This window comes from Enterobacter sp. DVT3837 (assembly GCF_056238685.1).
On the sequence record NZ_JBWDLA010000005.1, the window covers coordinates 59,239 to 75,093 of the forward strand.

Below are 15,855 nucleotides of genomic sequence, written 5' to 3' on the forward strand. Positions count from 1 at the left end.
AAAGCTGAAATAAGCCGAAAACAAAAGAATTGAGAGGAAACCCAGTGAAAAACGTTATTCCAGAAGTGGACTCAAAAAGCATGGACATAGTCGCCGACAACATCAGTAAATTGAAAGAGTTGTTCCCCGAAGCCTTTACCGAAGGAAAAGTCGATTTCGACGTACTGAAAGAAGTGCTGGGTAATTATATTGATGGTCGTGAAGAGCGCTACAGCTTCACCTGGAATGGAAAAAGCAAAGCCCGCATGCTGGCACAAACCCCCAGCACCGGCACCTTACGCCCCTGCAAAGAAGAGTCGGTCGATTGGGATAACACCCAGAACCTGTTTATTGAAGGCGATAACCTTGAAGTCCTCAAGCTTTTGCAAAAGAGCTATCACAAAAAAATCAAAATGATCTATATCGATCCTCCCTATAACACGGGCAAGGACTTCGTTTACAGAGATAACTTTAAAGACAATATCAAAAACTACAAAGAGATTACTGGGCAGGTAGATGCGGAGGGGCGAAATCTTTCTAGTAATCCTGAAACCAGTGGGCGCTATCATACAGACTGGTTAAACATGATGTATCCCCGCTTAAAGCTTGCTAGGAATCTTCTTAAGGATGACGGGGTTATTTTTATCAGTATTGATGATAACGAAGTTTCCAATCTTCGAAAGATGTGTGATGAAGTTTTCGGTGAAGAGAACTTTGAGGCTCTTGTTACTTGGCGCCGCCGGCACAATCAGCCAAATGACAAGTCGAAAATGATTGCTAAGGTAGCAGAGTACATATTGGTTTATACAAGGAGCTCCGTTCAACTCAAGAAGACAGCCAACTATGGTGGCTTGCCCTTGACTCCTGAGAGGATCGCAGAATACACAAATACGGACAATGATCCCAAAGGACCTTGGACTTCTAATCCCTGGAAGGCTGCGGTGGGTAGAGGAGGTAGTGAATATACTCTTACAACTCCTACAGGAAAAACCTACCAAGAAACTTGGTACGGAAACAAAGAAACTTTCGAAGCGCACATAAGAGATAATCGTGTTCATTGGACAGATGGTGGCGATGGATATCCACGCATTAAGATTTATGTAGACGAGGCGATTCGAAATGGTCAGGCAGCTATTAATTTTTTCACCCATGATAGGTTTGGAAGTAATCAGGACGGTTCATCTGAGCTGCAGACATTGCTCAAAAAAGAAGGTGTTTTTGACAATCCTAAACCCTTAAAACTTTTGAAATCATTGATCAAAATAGCGGCAATTAATGACGGCGACATCGTACTTGATTTTTTTATGGGATCAGGCGGGATTGCTCAAGCTATTTATGATCTGAATTTTGAAGAGGGTGTATGCCGTTCGTTTATTGGAGTGCAGTTGCCTGAAAAAATTACTTCAGACAAAGAGAACAGGCAGGCTTTGGAATTTTGCGCTGAAAACGGAAAGCCAAGTTCAATTTCGGAAATAACTAAGGAACGTATCCGTAGGTCCGCAGCACAAATCAAGGACGCCGACAGGGAATACAAAGGAGATCTAGGTTTTAAGGTATTCAAACTCGATTCCACCAATATCAAGCCCTGGGAGCTGGACTTTGATCTGTCGGAGCAGGATCTGGAAGATCAGATTTCCAACATCAAACATGGCCGTGAAGATGTGGATGTGCTTTACGAAGTGCTGCTCAAATATGGCCTGGATCTGACCTTACCGATTACTGAGCATAGCGTGGCTGGCAAAAAAGTATTTGATATCGGCATGGGGGCTCTGATGATCTGTCTGTCGGACGACATTACTCTCGACGTGGTCGAAGGTATCGCCACGCTCAAAGACGAACTGAAGCCGGAAATTATGCGCGTGGTCTTCAAAGACGCTGGCTTTGCCGATGACGTGGTAAAAACTAACGCGGTACAGATTCTCAAGCAGGCCGGTATTGAAGACGTAAGGAGCCTGTAAGATGAGCATGAAGATTCAGTTCGATGCCAATCTGGATTATCAGCGTGATGCCATTGAGTCGGTAACGGGCGTATTCGCCGGCCAGGAAATCTGCCAGACCAACTTTACTGTGGCGCCTTTGCAATCCTGGGAGGAAGGGACGCTGTTTTATGGTACTCAGGAAGACAGCCTGGGTATCGGTAACCGCCTGCGCCTTCTGGATGAGGATATTCATGCCAATATTCGCAAAATTCAGTTGAAAAATGGCCTCGCACCTTCGGAGTCGTTTGACTCTAAGGACGGAATTCATCTGACGGTGGAAATGGAAACCGGTACGGGTAAAACTTACGTTTACTTGCGTACAGTTTTCGAAATGAACCGGCTCTATGGCTTTACCAAGTTCATTATCGTGGTGCCGTCCATTGCCATTAAAGAAGGTGTGCAGAAGTCACTGGAAATTACGGCGACTCATTTTAAAGAGCTGTACGAAAACGTTGCCTTTGACTATTTCACTTACGATTCCAGTAAGCTGTCCGATGTGCGCAATTTTGCGACCAGTCCTGACATTCAGATCATGGTGATCAATATCGATGCGTTCCGGAGAAGCTTTACCGATCCGGAGCAGGAGAACAAAGCCAACATCATTCACCGGGCACACGACCGCATGACCGGGGCCAAACCGATCGAATTTATCCAGCAAACCAACCCGATTGTGATTGTCGACGAGCCCCAGAGCGTTGACACCACCGATAAGAGTAAAGAGGCCATAGCATCGCTTAACCCCATGTGCACTCTGCGTTATTCGGCAACGCACGTCGAAAAGCACCATATGCTCTACAAGCTTGATTCAGTCGATGCCTACGAGCAAAAACTGGTTAAGCAGATTGAAGTAGCAGGCATTGAGGTTAAGGATGGCCACAACAAGGCTTATATCAAGCTGCTCAGTGTGAACAATAAAAAAAGCCCAATCAGTGCCAAGATCGAGATTGATGCTCGCTTGAAGAATGGCAGCATTAAGCGCAAGGAAGTCACGGTAACCAGCGGAGCGGATTTGCTGGATACCAAGTACAGCGGTGGCCGCGATGTATATGACGGCTACATCATTGAGGATATCTACTGCGAACAGGGCAATGAATACATCAGCTTTACCAGTAAGTCCGATATTCTGAAGCTGGGTCAGGCGCTGGGCGAAGTTGATCCCGATGAATTTAAACGCCTGCAGATCCGCAAAACCATTGAAGAACATCTCGATAAAGAAATGCGCCTGCGCCCACAGGGCATTAAGGTGCTGAGCCTGTTTTTTATCGACAAGGTCGCCAACTACCGCTGGTACGACGAAGACGGCAACCCGCAAAAGGGTAAGTTCGCCCTGATGTTTGAAGAAGAATACGATCGGGCCATTCGCAAACCCAAGTACAGCCAGCTATTCGAAGGTGCCGATCTGGATACGGCTGCGAAAGGCGTGCATGATGGTTATTTTGCTATCGATAAGAAAAAAGATTCGTCAGGCAAGGAAATGCTCAAAGAATCTAAAATTGGAAAAGATGGCAAGGCGGCAAGCAGCGAATCTGATGGCAGCGCTTACAACACCATTATGAAAGACAAAGAATGGTTGTTGAGTTTTGGTTGCAAACTTAAATTTATTTTTTCCCATTCAGCTCTCAAGGAAGGCTGGGATAACCCGAACGTATTCCAGATCTGTACCCTGAACGAAACCACATCTGTCATTAAAAAACGTCAGGAAATTGGCCGGGGCTTGCGTATCTGTGTCAATCAGGATGGTGAGCGGGTACACGGTTTTGCGGTGAATACACTCACCGTGATGGCCAATGAATCCTACGAGCAATTTGCCGAGCAATTGCAGAAGGAAATCGAAAACGAAGAAGGCATCAAGTTTGGTGTGGTCGAAAAACACCTGTTTGCCAATATCGTGGTGCCGGTTGACGATCACAATCACGAATACTTAGGTACCGAGGCGTCGAAGCAGTTGTGGGAACACTTGCAGAGCGAAGGCCACATTGATAGTAAAGGTAAAGTTCAGGACAGCCTCAAGGTATCGTTAAAGAACGGGAATCTGGCGCTGCCTGAGGTATTCCAGCCTCATGCAGTGCAGATTGCCACGGTACTGAAAAAAGTATCCGGCAACCTGAACATCAAGAACCGCGATGACAAAGCCAAGGTTTCCCTGAACAAAGCGGTGTATCTGAGCCCCGAGTTTCAGGCGCTGTGGGATCGTATTAAATACAAAACCACGTTCCGCGTGGACTTTGATACCAACGCATTGATTGAAAAGTGCGCTGAAGAGATCAAAATTAACCTTCAGGTCGGCAAGGCTCGCTTCACCTATCGTAAGGCTAAGACTGAAATAGACCGTGGTGGGGTGCATACACAACAAGTTCAGGAAACAAGCAGCCTGTACGAATCGCGCGCGTTCGATTTGCCCGATTTGATTACTTATTTACAGAACGAAACCAACCTGACACGCCGCACCATTGTTACCATTATCAACAAAAGCGGTCGCCTGGAATCATTCAAGAACAATCCGCAGAAATTTATCGAGCAGGCCGCCAGCATCATCAAAAGCCAGATGCGCCTGTTCATCGTTGACGGTATCAAGTACCACAAAATCGGTGATGATCAGTTCTATGCTCAGGAATTATTTCAACAGAACGAATTGTTTGGTTATCTGAAAGACAACATGGTTAAGGCCGAGAAGTCCGTCTTCGACCACGTGGTTTATGACTCCGATATCGAACTGGAATTCGCCTCGGCGTTCGAGCGAAACGAGGATATCAAGCTCTACGCCAAACTGCCGGGTTGGTTCAAAATAGATACTCCGTTAGGTGGCTACAACCCTGACTGGGCAGTGCTAATTGAACAAGATGGCAAAGACAGGCTCTATTTCGTTGTCGAGACAAAGAGCACGCTTTTCTCGGTGGAACGTCGACCGGAGGAAAATGCCAAAATCAAATGTGGTTATGCACACTTTGAAGCACTGGGTGATGACGTGAAATTTACGGTATCTAATTCGATGGATGAGTTTTCAAGCAGGTATGCGTGAGCAGTGTTAATTCACAGTTTTTTGAAATGAATGGCTTGAAAAGGAAGTCAGAATGAGACTTGGGTTGGATCTGGAGAACTGTTATGGCATCAACAAACTGGTGCAGGAGTTAGACTTTACCAGAATTGATGACGTTGACGGCGTGTGCTCTTTGTATGCGCCCAATGGGACATTGAAAACCTCTCTGGCCAAGACACTAAAGGACATTGAAGAAGATAGGCAGTCAAAGGACATTATCTTTCCTGAGCGAGCAACGAAACGACTTGTTACTTTAGATGGCCAGCCTATTGATGCTGGCCAGATAATGGTCATTAATTCCTACGACGAAAGTTATAGCTCCAAGCAAGTTTCCACGCTATTGGTTAATGAGGCCCTAAAGCGTGACTATGACGAAGCCTTAAAAGAAGTCGATGATAAAAGAGCCCTGCTAATAAAAGAGTTGGCAAAGTCATCAGGAAAGCAGAACAAAGCGATTCCGGAGTTGATCTGTGAAGCATTTGATCGGCCGGAAAAGGAGTTTCTTGATCTGTTGGCTGAATTGAAGCTTCAGACTGCGCAAGATTATTCTAGTCTTGCCGATTTTAAGTATGGAGATCTTTTTAATCCAAAGGTTCTGGATCTCGCTGCTACAGAAAGTTTCGATCAAGAGTTGACTGATTATGTGGTAACCTATGAAAAACTCATAAGCGAATCAGCGGTTCTGTCGAGGAATTTCAATCACCAGAAAGCGGGGACTGTTTCAAAAAGCCTCTCTGATACAGGCTTCTTTGATGCATCTCATAGCGTCAATCTTTCAATCAATGGCCAAAAGCAAGAAGTAACTTCCAAAGACCGTTTAAATGAAATTCTGCAGGAAGAGCAGAATAAGGTTTTTCAGAATCCCGAACTGAAAGAAAAATTTAGCAAGGTCGATAAAAAGCTAACCACAAAAGAGACTCATGCCTTTCGAGATTTTATTTCAGAACACCAAGAGCTATTGCCGGAATATAAGGACGTAAAGGGCTTCAAGAAGAAGCTGATTGTAGGTTATCTTCAATCACACCAATCAGTTTGGGATGACCTTGTCTCAACCTACAAGTCGAATCAGGAAAAAGTTAAATACATTATTGATCAAGCGAAGCGGCAGGAAACGATTTGGAAGGGCGTTGTCGATATATTCAACAAGCGATTTTCCGTTCCGTTCAAGCTTAGGGTGGACAATCAGGATGATGTCATTCTTAATAACGCTGCCCCATCTATCGAGTTTGACTTTGATGATGGTCGCGGTGGTCAGCAGCAGGTTAAACATGAAACCTTGCTTGATACTCTAAGCCAAGGCGAGAAACGTGCACTTTACATCCTGAATGTTCTTTTTGAAATTGAAGCTAAAAAGAACGCAGGCGCACCGATATTGATCGTCATAGACGATATTGCCGACTCCTTTGATTACAAAAATAAGTATGCAATCGTTGAGTACCTTCGTGATATTGCTCAGGTTACACATTTCTACCTTTTGATTCTTACGCATAACTTCGATTTTCATAGAATTGTAGGTGGTCGAATAATTGGAAGCAGAAATCGCGTTGCGCGCAATAGGCGAATGCTGGCTACTAAAACATCGACGGATATCAAACTTAACCCTGAAAAGTACCAGAATGATGTTTTCACTGCATGGAAAGCCGGAATGCATCAGACTGAGTCTTACATGCTTGCCTGCATTCCATTCGTGAGAAATCTTGCTGAATATTGCGGACATGAAGCACATTATTCCACTTTGACATCATTGCTTCATCTAAAACAAGATAGCCAAAATATCACTGTGCTTGATTTACAGGGGATATACCGTACCGTATTTGTAGATAAGCCAGCCCTGAATTTACCTCACAGCGCATCACGTGTGATTGATAGGCTTTTTATCAAAGCTGACGAATTATCAACCGCTGCACATGAGTCGCCAGAGCTTGAGTCCAAAGTTATCATTGCAATGGCCATCCGTTTAAAAGCGGAGCAGTTCATGATTGCACAAATTAATGATCAGGCATTTGTCGATGGTATTGAGTCAAATCAAACCAGAGAGCTGTTTGATAAGTACGTTGAAATGCTTCCAGGTCACACAGACATCATACGCTTACTGGACCAAGTAAATCTGATGACACCAGAAAACATACATTTGAACTCATTTATGTATGAGCCAATCCTTGATATGTCTGCTCATCGTCTTTATACCTTGTACAATGAGGTGAAGCAGCTTGGAAACTAATGGCAACGTCTCATTCTGGAGTCAACAATAGTGATGACGTGCTGGATAACAAGGTGGTGACAAAATTACAGAAATGTCACCACTTATATTGGTAATCTATGGACAAAGTGGAAATCGCCTACAATGCAGAGAAATTCAGGCCTAAAGCCATTGTCACCAGTGATGAATGTTACGGGTGGATGGGTGCGGCGGGAATGATTGTGGCGTATGCGGAATATCTGCTGGAGGCGGGCTATAACCCGTCTGAACATATGTTCGGAAGCTGCATCGATATTGATTCTGTTGCGGCCGATATGGCGTTTATTCAGCTTTCCCTGCTGGGTATTCCTGCCGAGGTGGTCACGGGCAATACGCTGACGATGAAGTTAAACAGGGTGCGGTATACGCCTGTGTACTACATCAACAACTTTGGTAAGCGGCTGGACGATCAGCGCCGTATCAGTGCCATGCGCGAATTTTTGCGCTGTATAAATGACGCTGCATAGCTATCCAGAAGGGCAGGGGAGTGTCCTGCCTTTCGTGGCATCAAAGGCCGCGCGCCTGCGGCGCAGAATAAGCAGGCTGCGCTGACGCGCTGCCTGCATTATTCCGGCGCGTGGTAGTCTGAAGTTCCTGTCTTTTGGTCAGGTGGTTAATATTCCTCATTCTCCTGCTGGCGATGGTCTTTATTATTCTGCCGCGGATATGGATATTATCCTTTCTTTTCCGGGCGTCGTCCCTGAAGGGACACGGCTGTCGTGAACGGAGCCGGTAAACCGTCTCCGCCCTTCGGGCGTCCATCCTGACGTAAATTCAAATTCACGCTTGCTGCATCCCGAATGGATGCGCCGCTTTCACCGTGGCGGTAATAAATTACCCCCACTCTGAAGCCCGTAACGGTAATTCGTCTTACGCCGATTTTCCGTTACGGGATGTGTGCATTCTCCTGGTGTGACTATCGCCCGATTTCATCAGTTCGCGGAGGGCTGCTTTTAGCATCAGCCAGTAAGGAAATAAAGGGGTATATAAACGCTGCGCGCCCCTTTATTTCCTTACTGTCAGCTGCTCATTGCCCTTCGCCGCTCAGTGATGAAGTCGAACGATGTAATAACCCAATGAGGAGAAAACCAGAATGCACACATTAAACGTCAAAACCGCCACTCGTGAATCAGCCGAACAATTTAAGATCGATGAACGCCAGCGCTACTCTGTTACAGATGGTGATGAACGTCTGGATTTTATTCCTGCGCTCTTTTTTACGCCTTCTGCTGATAACATGATTGCCAGCTGGTTACGTCAGCATTCAGATTATGATGGCGGTTTCTGGAATTACTGGATTATTCCGCAGGGCACCGGAGGAAACATTGCTCCGAACTGTGTCAGATTCACCACGACGCAAACCGGATATATCGCACCGGAAGGTGAACAGCGCTATAACATGGTTATTCCCGGTAATTACTTTGAAGCAGAGGTCAGTGCCGATGCTGCCGGAATTATTGCGACCCTGATGATCATGAACTGGTTGTCCTGGCAGGTTGCAGATATGGGGCCTGAATATTCGAAAGTCTGTAAACACCTCGTCGCTCGTCAGGATGCACTGAAAGACTACATCAGTATCATAAAACACCCTGAAGCAGATTTAATTTATCGGGCTATTGATTGACGACATAAATACTGGATGAATAAAAAGACCTCCTGTTGAGGTCTTTTTACTGTTTTGCAAGAGTCTGCGCTGCATTTTTATTATTCTTTATAGCCCGATATGTTGCCTCAATTTTTCTGGCATAGACATATCTTCTCTGCGCCTGTTCTTCTGTTTTCCTGAAACCTGCATTATAAGCGCCCACGGCCTGCCAGCTGACTCCCCACTTTTTGAATGCAATTGCAAGATAGTAAGCCCCGGTGTAGATATTCATACACGGATCGGAAAGAAGGTGCTCCGGTTTTATTCCATAACGAGCCAGTTCGTTAAAGTGCTGGGAGTCCACCTGCATAAGTCCGGAGCCAAAACCCGAAACAGGATTGTAGCCTTTTACGTATGTGCGGAAGTTCGATTCATTCCAGGAGATTGCCCGAAGCAGATCCGGATCTATATGATAATCCCTTCCTGCCAGATCAAAACAATCAGCAGCGTTCAACATTCCAGAAAAAGCCAACATTAAAAACGTAAGAGCAATCCGTTTCATTTCTTCCCTCCGGGCACCATGCCGGAAATACGTTAACCCATCCCATGCCCAGACTCAACTAATATGCACTCCTCACCACCAAAAGCACCACACCCCACGCAAAATTAAAATTTTGCTGATTGGCTCTTTAAATCATGCAGTTAGAGAAAAAGTAATGTGAAATAATTTATTTTAATGTGTGTAAACAACTCGGTAGTGAGTTTTATTCGACTCGTTAAAAACTCTACTCAGAGTCATTTGTGACTATTTTTAATAAATCCATTGAGTTATGACTACGGCGAGTCTATATTCGAGTCGTGAATTTTTACAGTGTGTGTCGGCATGCAAGTCGTCTGTTTTCTGGCAGGGAGTTTGTGCCGAGTCGTGCATTTTTAGCTTTTCAAAATATTCTGAGGTACAGAAGTTTTGGAACTATAAATAAGGAGAAAATTATGGCCAGAGTTCAGGTCTATGTAAGCGATGAAGTGTCAGAGAAAATAAGAGTAATCGCTGAAAAACGTCGCGCTGAAGGAGCGAGAGATAAAGATGTAAGTTTTTCGAGCATTGCATCAATGCTGGTCGAACTTGGTCTTCGGGTCTATGAAGCGCAAATGGAAAGAAAAGAGTCTTCCTTTAATCAGGCGCTCTATAATAAAACTATTCTTGAAAATGTAATGAAAACTCAATTTATAGTCAGCAAGCTCCTGGCGATGGAGTCGCTGAGTCCGCATCTCGCAGGAAATGAAAAATTTGATTTCAGGGATATGGTTACGTGTATACGTGAAGATGTGCAACAGATTGTTGAAAAATTCTTCCCCCAGGAGGAAGAGTCTCAAGATAATTAGCTGAAAATGTTTGATAAATAGGATTTAGATCTGCTGTTTTTGAGTGACTTTGGCGTCAGTAATTGATATATTTTATGCAGACATAAGTAAAATTTGATGCTCGCCATTCAGTTTGGCGGGTCGCCGGTACACCGGGCTAGACCCCCGGGTGTACCGACTATACACAGAAACCTTCAGAGGAGGCTTCAATGCACCCGCGCGATCCTAGAGATCTCTCCCAATCAAGTCAATCATTAGATGATATTGTGAAGCGTTTTGATGCGCTCTATAAGTACTCACCTTTGCCTTTTTGCATTCGGAATCAATCCAGAAACCCCATATATAAAAATGATGCATATTTAGATTTCTTTCACCCATTATCAAAGTGTTTTTCAGGTGTCAGTTTTGATCCTGATGAAGTTGAGCTTGATTTGTCGACAATTGAGTTGGAGGCCTTTGTTATGGGGCCTGATACAGCTATTTGTAGAACTTTTAATTTGAATGGTGAGTTTTATCAGTTACGTGTTGAAATTCGTATGGTAAATAAAGAATTATATGCTTTATGGTTTATTAATTACTTCCCGGATTATCAAGCTTTATTCAATACCTCGAATAGGATAAAAAATGATGAGTTTGATTTTGATATTTTTATATCAGGGTTGACGAATAAAAAGATGATTACGTTATGTTTTTCAATTCTTGGTTTTCAACTTCATACGATGGCGCAATATTTAGGTGTCTCTGAAAAAGCAATTTCAAGCAGACTTTCTAGTGTGAAGAGTGAGCTTGCGAAATATTTTATTGATTACGATGACTTCAGATTCTACTGCATGAGAATGGACGTATACAGAAAGGTGAGAATGGTTGTTCTTAAGGTTTTGAATGTTAAATTTATGTAAAAAATATAGTGGAATTTTTCGCGTATTGAATAAATTGTATTCAATGTGTCACTATCCTGACGCAGGAATATGTTGAGAGGGAAAACATGATTAGACGTCACAGGCTTCGTGGCCCAACGGTAACTATGTCGATCTACCTTGACCCACAAACCGATCTTCTTATTTTGAAGGCGAAGGACAGAAGTGGTCGTTCTAAATCAGCTGAAGCGCTGATTCGGTTACGTGACCACCTGGAAAAATTCCCTGATTTCTATAACTCTGAAATGGCGGAGGTGATCCCAAACAATCTTGAACCCAAGTCACAAAATTAGTTTCTTAGGATTTTTATTTCAACAAATCTATCCGGTGTAATTAAAGGATTAATGAATATGACTGATGTGTCTGTTATTAACGCTGTACCCGCGACCCCTGCAAAGAAAAAATTCAGCAAAGTCGCGTTACTCAAAGCGCTGAAGTTTGCCCTGCCTGTCGCAGCCCTTGCTGCGTTTTTCCCTGATACGGTTCTTGCCTCGACTGCGGGTAAAGATCTGATGTCCAGCGGCGATGCAACCGTTAAAGGAACATTTGGTAAAGATTCCAGTGTGGTTAAGTGGGTTATTCTTGCCGAAGTTCTGGTGGGGGCGGTGATGTATATGACGACCAAGAACCTCAAGTTCCTGGCGGGCTTTGCGATCCTGTCCGTATTCATCGCCGTAGGTATGTCTGTCGCAGGATACTGATATCCAGCGACAGCCGTTCAGAGCCACTTCCGACTATTAAATTCCGGTTTAATTCTGAATGCCCTTCACGAGCATTCACGGGAGGGCTTTGCCTGTAATCCGGCTGGCAGGTATTTCCATACTGCCAGCTGTACCGGAGACGGAACATATATGGCAGATGAATCTCTCAAAAAATATCGCTTTCCCGAAACCCTGACGAATCAGAGCCGCTGGTTTGGCCTTCCTGTGGATGAACTTATTCCGGCCATTATCTGCCTGGGGTGGGGATTCTGGACCCAGCATTATATTCCCGGAATTATCGCTGCCGTACTGGCCTATCTCGGAATCAAAAAGCTCAAGAAAGGGCGGGGCAGTTCATGGCTGCGGGACCTGGTCTACTGGTATATGCCGACCGTTCTTCTCAGGGGAATATTTCACGATGTTCCCGACTCATGCTACCGCCAGTGGATTAAATAGACAGGAATAATCAGATGGAACACGGAGCACGATTAAGTACACAGCGGGTTATTGCCATCGGCTTTATTGCCATGGGAGTGGTTATTCTGGGAAGCATCACCACCAATGTTATTCAGGCCGTCAACAACTACCGCCTTCAGAATGAGCAGAAGTCTATCGTCACGCCAATGCTTTTCAACGCGCCGTTTGCCGTGTCGCAGAACCAGGCAGATGCCTCCTACCTGCAGCAGATGGCCCTGTCGCTTATCGCCCTTCGCCTGAATGTCACCCCGGAGACCGTTGATGCCTCTCATGAGCAGCTGCTGGCCTATGTCAAACCCGCAGCGCAGAACGAGCTGAAAATCCGGCTTGCTGAGGATGCGAAGCGCATTAAGGACAACAACGTTAACTCGTCTTTCTATATGACCAGCGTGAAGGTTTATCCGGCAAGCAGCCGCGTGGACGTGCGGGGCCAGCTGAAGACCTGGATAGGCGACTCGAAACCGTATCCCGAGCTGAAACAGTACGTTCTCAAGTTCGAGCGTGAGGACGGCATCAGCTGGCTCAGTCACTTCGGAGAAATCACCGATGAACAAAAATAGTCGCTGTGCGCTGCTGGCGTTGCTGATGCTCGCGTCCGGTCAGACGGTCGCCGCACCCGCTGCGCTTTCTGCCACGATTGTCCCGTTGACGAACGGCGGACAGGCCAGTATCGCGGTCAGCAACACCGACCCGAACCTTTTTACGGTCGCAGGTGACCGCGTGACGGCCCTGACCAGCCTCGACGGTGAGCTGACGCGACAGGAGCAGACGGCAAGCGGCGGTGTGATTGTCAGCACCCTCAACAAAAAGCCCTTCACGTTCATTCTGGAAACCGAACGCGGCCTCAACTTCTCGGTACAGGCCGTGCCGCGAGCGGGCGCGGGGCGAAGCATCCAGCTGGTCAGCGAGCTGTCCGGCACGGGCGAAGCGGCGCGCACCTGGGAAGAGTCTTCCCCCTACGAGGCCACGCTGGTTTCCCTGAGCCAGCATCTGCTGGGCGGGCAGCTTCCGTCCGGCTGGCAGGCTATCCCCGTTACGCATGAAGCCCTCAACGCTCCCGCCGGACTTTCTGCAGTCCCCGAGCGCGTCTGGGTGGGTAATCACCTTAAGGTGGTGCGCTATCGCGTCACCAACAATACCGGGATGGCCCGCAACATCGCGGAAAGCGACTTCTGGCAGAGCGGCATTCGCGGCGTGCTGTTTGGTGAAGCCTCGCGTCAGCTGATGGCGGGCGGCGCCCTGCAGGTCTTCATTATCAGCAGCGGAGGTGCGGCTGATGGCCAGCATTAATTCAGTGGTGAAGCGCAAGCAGTTTATCTGGCTGGGTATCGTGCTGGCGACCGTGGGCGTGGTGGGCGGCGGCGGCTGGTATCTGGCGGATGCTCGCTACGAAGGCAGCAGCGATGCGGCAGCCGCCGGTGAGCCTGCGCCCGATATGACCGGCGTGGTGGACAGCACCTTTGACCAGAAGGTACAGCAGCATGCCACGACCGAGATGCAGGCTACCGCCTCCGAAATGCAGAAGCAGTATGCCGAAATGCGCCGCGAGCTTGAGCTGCTCAGCAAGGGACAGGCAGGCTACCAGCACCAGATTGACAAACTCAGCCAGGATAATGCGGCGCTTTCCGCTCAGGTCAGCGCGCTGGGGGCGAAACCCGTCACCGCATCGGGCGAGCCGGCCCCGCAGCCGCCAGCGCCTGCGCCGGGGCCTGAAGGTGAGCCGCAGCCAACCGGTTTCCCGCCGCAGACGGGGGCCGTCCCGCCGCCGACCGCGTTCTATCCGGGTAACGGCGTCACGCCGCCGGCGCAGGTTCAGTACCAGCCCATCCCCGTACCCAATCAGCTGCGCCGTCAGTCTTTTGCCCGCAGCGACGAGAGCAAAGGTCCGTCCCTGCCGTACATCCCGTCGGGCAGCTTCGCCAAATCGATGCTGATTGAGGGGGCTGATGCCAACGCCTCCGTAACCGGTAACGAGTCCACGGTGCCGATGCAGCTGCGCATTACGGGTAGGGTGGAAATGCCCAACAGCAAAAGCTACGACCTGACCGGCTGCTTCATCGGGCTTGAGGCCTGGGGCGACGTGTCCAGCGAACGCGCCATCGTACGCACCCGCAACATCAGTTGCCTGAAGCACGGCGTCACCATCGACCAGCCCATTGCCGGACACGTGAGCTTCCGGGGTAAAAACGGCATCAAGGGCGAAGTGGTGATGCGAAACGGCAAAATCCTCGGCTGGGCATGGGGTGCGGGTTTTGTTGACGGCATCGGTCAGGGCGTGCAGACCGCGTCCCAGCCTTCGGTCGGACTTGGCGCCACTGCATCCCTCGGCGCGGGTGACGTGATGAAGATGGGGATTGGCGGAGGCGCCTCCAAAGCCGCCCAGACCCTCAGCGACTACTACATCAAACGCGCAGAGCAGTATCACCCCGTCATCCCTATTGGGGCGGGTAACGAAGTGACCGTTGTCTTTCAGGACGGTTTTCAGCTGAAAACCATTGAAGAGCTGGCGCACGAGAATGACAGAAGCAAAGCGGAGGGCAGCGACCGCAGTCCGGTTCCGCCGCCGTCAGTCCCGCAGGGCGGCATGAACGGGTTCAGTACCGACCAGATGCTCAACCAGCTGGGCAGGCTTAACCAGAGCCAGTTTATGCCGAAGGCCGACTCACAATAACCCCACGTAAAGGAACCGCAAATGAACAAGACAGTGCCTGTTGCGCTCACGCTGGCCAGTTTCCTGACGCTGTCGGGATGTGCCGGTACAACGAGCGATTTTGAGTGTAACGCGACGACATCCGACACCTGCATGACCATCGAGCAGGCCAATGAGAAAGCCAAACGACTGGAGGAGGCCAGCACGGTAAAGCCGGGTGCGACATCGCTGCCACGCCTGGCTGAGGGTAATTTCCGGACCCGGTCCGTGCAGCCCCTCACGCTGGCGGCTGAACCGGTGCATGCCATCGCATCCAGAAATACACCGCTGACGGGCGCGCCAACTCTCCCCCGCCCGCAGCCGCACTCAGCCTCACGGGCGCCGCTCTCCACGGTCACGCCGGTTATTGCGCCGCCGCCAGGGCGCGAGTCCATCGTGGACCCGAGGCCGCTTCGCGTCGGTGAAAAGACGGCCGGGCTGTGGATCGCGCCCTATATCGATACGCAGGACGTTTATCACCAGCCGACGCGGGTGTTTTTTGTTGTGAACCCCTCAGCGTGGGGAACCCCGCGCGTTAACTGAATCCTGAACCGCCACCGCGTGTGGCACCCATTTTAACAATCCGACGTTATCACGCGTGCCCTGAAACGTGAAAAGGGATGGGCGGTAGCGTGTCCGGACAGTGTGAGCAGGGAGCGTTGATGGCAGACGAACTCGATCTCCTGCAGGAGCAGGACGAATTGCTGAACCAGCTTCATATACAGGCCGCGAGGCAGCGGTCCTGCCTGGAGGGCAAAAGCTGCAACCGGTGCGAATGCTGTGGCAATCGCATCCCCCTCAGGCGGCAGCAGGCCATCCCGGGCGTACGTACCTGTACGGAATGCCAGCGGGTTCTGGAAATACGACAAAAACAGTATCTGAGGTGA

At 48.3% G+C, this 15,855-nt stretch carries 15 protein-coding genes and 1 pseudogene; 15 read left to right on the forward strand and 1 reads right to left on the reverse strand.

Annotated features, from left to right (window positions below):
• Positions 1-44 precede the first annotated feature (44 nt).
• The 5 genes and pseudogenes from AC0XWG_RS25580 (at position 45) to AC0XWG_RS25600 (ending at position 8,858) form a co-directional block, all read left to right on the forward strand.
• A complete protein-coding gene (locus tag AC0XWG_RS25580; RefSeq protein WP_273886271.1) occupies positions 45-1,937 on the forward strand; it encodes a site-specific DNA-methyltransferase in 1,893 nt (630 codons plus the stop codon).
• A 1-nt stretch (position 1,938) separates the two neighbouring features.
• Positions 1,939-4,977, forward strand: coding sequence for a type III restriction-modification system endonuclease (locus AC0XWG_RS25585; protein ID WP_273886272.1), 3,039 nt, complete (start codon positions 1,939-1,941; stop codon positions 4,975-4,977).
• Between the two features lie 52 nt (positions 4,978-5,029).
• Complete coding sequence (locus AC0XWG_RS25590) at positions 5,030-7,216, forward strand: hypothetical protein (RefSeq protein WP_208165716.1); 2,187 nt, start codon at positions 5,030-5,032, stop codon at positions 7,214-7,216.
• A gap of 182 nt (positions 7,217-7,398) precedes the next feature.
• Positions 7,399-7,701, forward strand: a pseudogene (locus AC0XWG_RS25595) (N-6 DNA methylase); the annotation flags it as partial.
• Positions 7,702-8,327: 626 nt separating this feature from the next.
• Positions 8,328-8,858, forward strand: a complete 531-nt coding sequence (locus AC0XWG_RS25600) for an antirestriction protein (RefSeq protein ID WP_008324170.1) — start codon at positions 8,328-8,330, stop codon at positions 8,856-8,858.
• 46 nt (positions 8,859-8,904) lie between these two features.
• Here the strand turns inward: AC0XWG_RS25600 and AC0XWG_RS25605 are convergent, their stop codons facing one another.
• Positions 8,905-9,381 carry a transglycosylase SLT domain-containing protein gene (locus AC0XWG_RS25605; protein ID WP_008324168.1) on the reverse strand — a complete coding sequence of 159 codons (477 nt, stop codon included), beginning with the start codon at positions 9,379-9,381 and terminating at the stop codon, positions 8,905-8,907.
• A 431-nt stretch (positions 9,382-9,812) separates the two neighbouring features.
• Between AC0XWG_RS25605 and traM the strand changes: the two genes are divergently transcribed.
• From traM to AC0XWG_RS25655, 10 genes are all read left to right on the forward strand, one after another.
• Positions 9,813-10,205 carry a conjugal transfer relaxosome DNA-binding protein TraM gene (traM, locus tag AC0XWG_RS25610; protein ID WP_008324167.1) on the forward strand — a complete coding sequence of 131 codons (393 nt, stop codon included), beginning with the start codon at positions 9,813-9,815 and terminating at the stop codon, positions 10,203-10,205.
• A 188-nt stretch (positions 10,206-10,393) separates the two neighbouring features.
• Entirely contained in the window at positions 10,394-11,083 is a 690-nt protein-coding gene (locus AC0XWG_RS25615) for a hypothetical protein (RefSeq protein WP_008324166.1), read from the forward strand.
• 86 nt (positions 11,084-11,169) lie between these two features.
• The gene (locus AC0XWG_RS25620) at positions 11,170-11,394 is read left to right on the forward strand and encodes a TraY domain-containing protein (RefSeq protein ID WP_008324165.1); all 225 of its coding nucleotides are present in this window, start codon (positions 11,170-11,172) and stop codon (positions 11,392-11,394) included.
• 57 nt (positions 11,395-11,451) lie between these two features.
• Entirely contained in the window at positions 11,452-11,802 is a 351-nt protein-coding gene (gene traA, locus AC0XWG_RS25625; protein ID WP_060446824.1) for a type IV conjugative transfer system pilin TraA, read from the forward strand.
• Between the two features lie 150 nt (positions 11,803-11,952).
• Positions 11,953-12,258, forward strand: a complete 306-nt coding sequence (gene traL, locus AC0XWG_RS25630) for a type IV conjugative transfer system protein TraL (protein ID WP_060446825.1) — start codon at positions 11,953-11,955, stop codon at positions 12,256-12,258.
• 14 nt (positions 12,259-12,272) lie between these two features.
• Positions 12,273-12,839, forward strand: coding sequence for a type IV conjugative transfer system protein TraE (gene traE, locus AC0XWG_RS25635; protein ID WP_025759824.1), 567 nt, complete (start codon positions 12,273-12,275; stop codon positions 12,837-12,839).
• A complete protein-coding gene (gene traK, locus AC0XWG_RS25640) occupies positions 12,826-13,569 on the forward strand; it encodes a type-F conjugative transfer system secretin TraK (protein ID WP_060446826.1) in 744 nt (247 codons plus the stop codon). Before traE ends, traK begins: the two co-directional genes overlap by 14 nt.
• Positions 13,556-14,950, forward strand: coding sequence for an F-type conjugal transfer pilus assembly protein TraB (traB, locus tag AC0XWG_RS25645; protein ID WP_060446827.1), 1,395 nt, complete (start codon positions 13,556-13,558; stop codon positions 14,948-14,950). The genes traK and traB overlap by 14 nt, the downstream gene beginning before the upstream one ends.
• Before the next feature lie 21 nt (positions 14,951-14,971).
• Positions 14,972-15,511: a type IV conjugative transfer system lipoprotein TraV gene (gene traV, locus AC0XWG_RS25650; protein ID WP_060446828.1), complete on the forward strand. Its 540-nt coding sequence runs from the start codon at positions 14,972-14,974 to the stop codon at positions 15,509-15,511.
• 119 nt (positions 15,512-15,630) lie between these two features.
• The gene (locus AC0XWG_RS25655; RefSeq protein ID WP_060446845.1) at positions 15,631-15,855 is read left to right on the forward strand and encodes a TraR/DksA C4-type zinc finger protein; all 225 of its coding nucleotides are present in this window, start codon (positions 15,631-15,633) and stop codon (positions 15,853-15,855) included.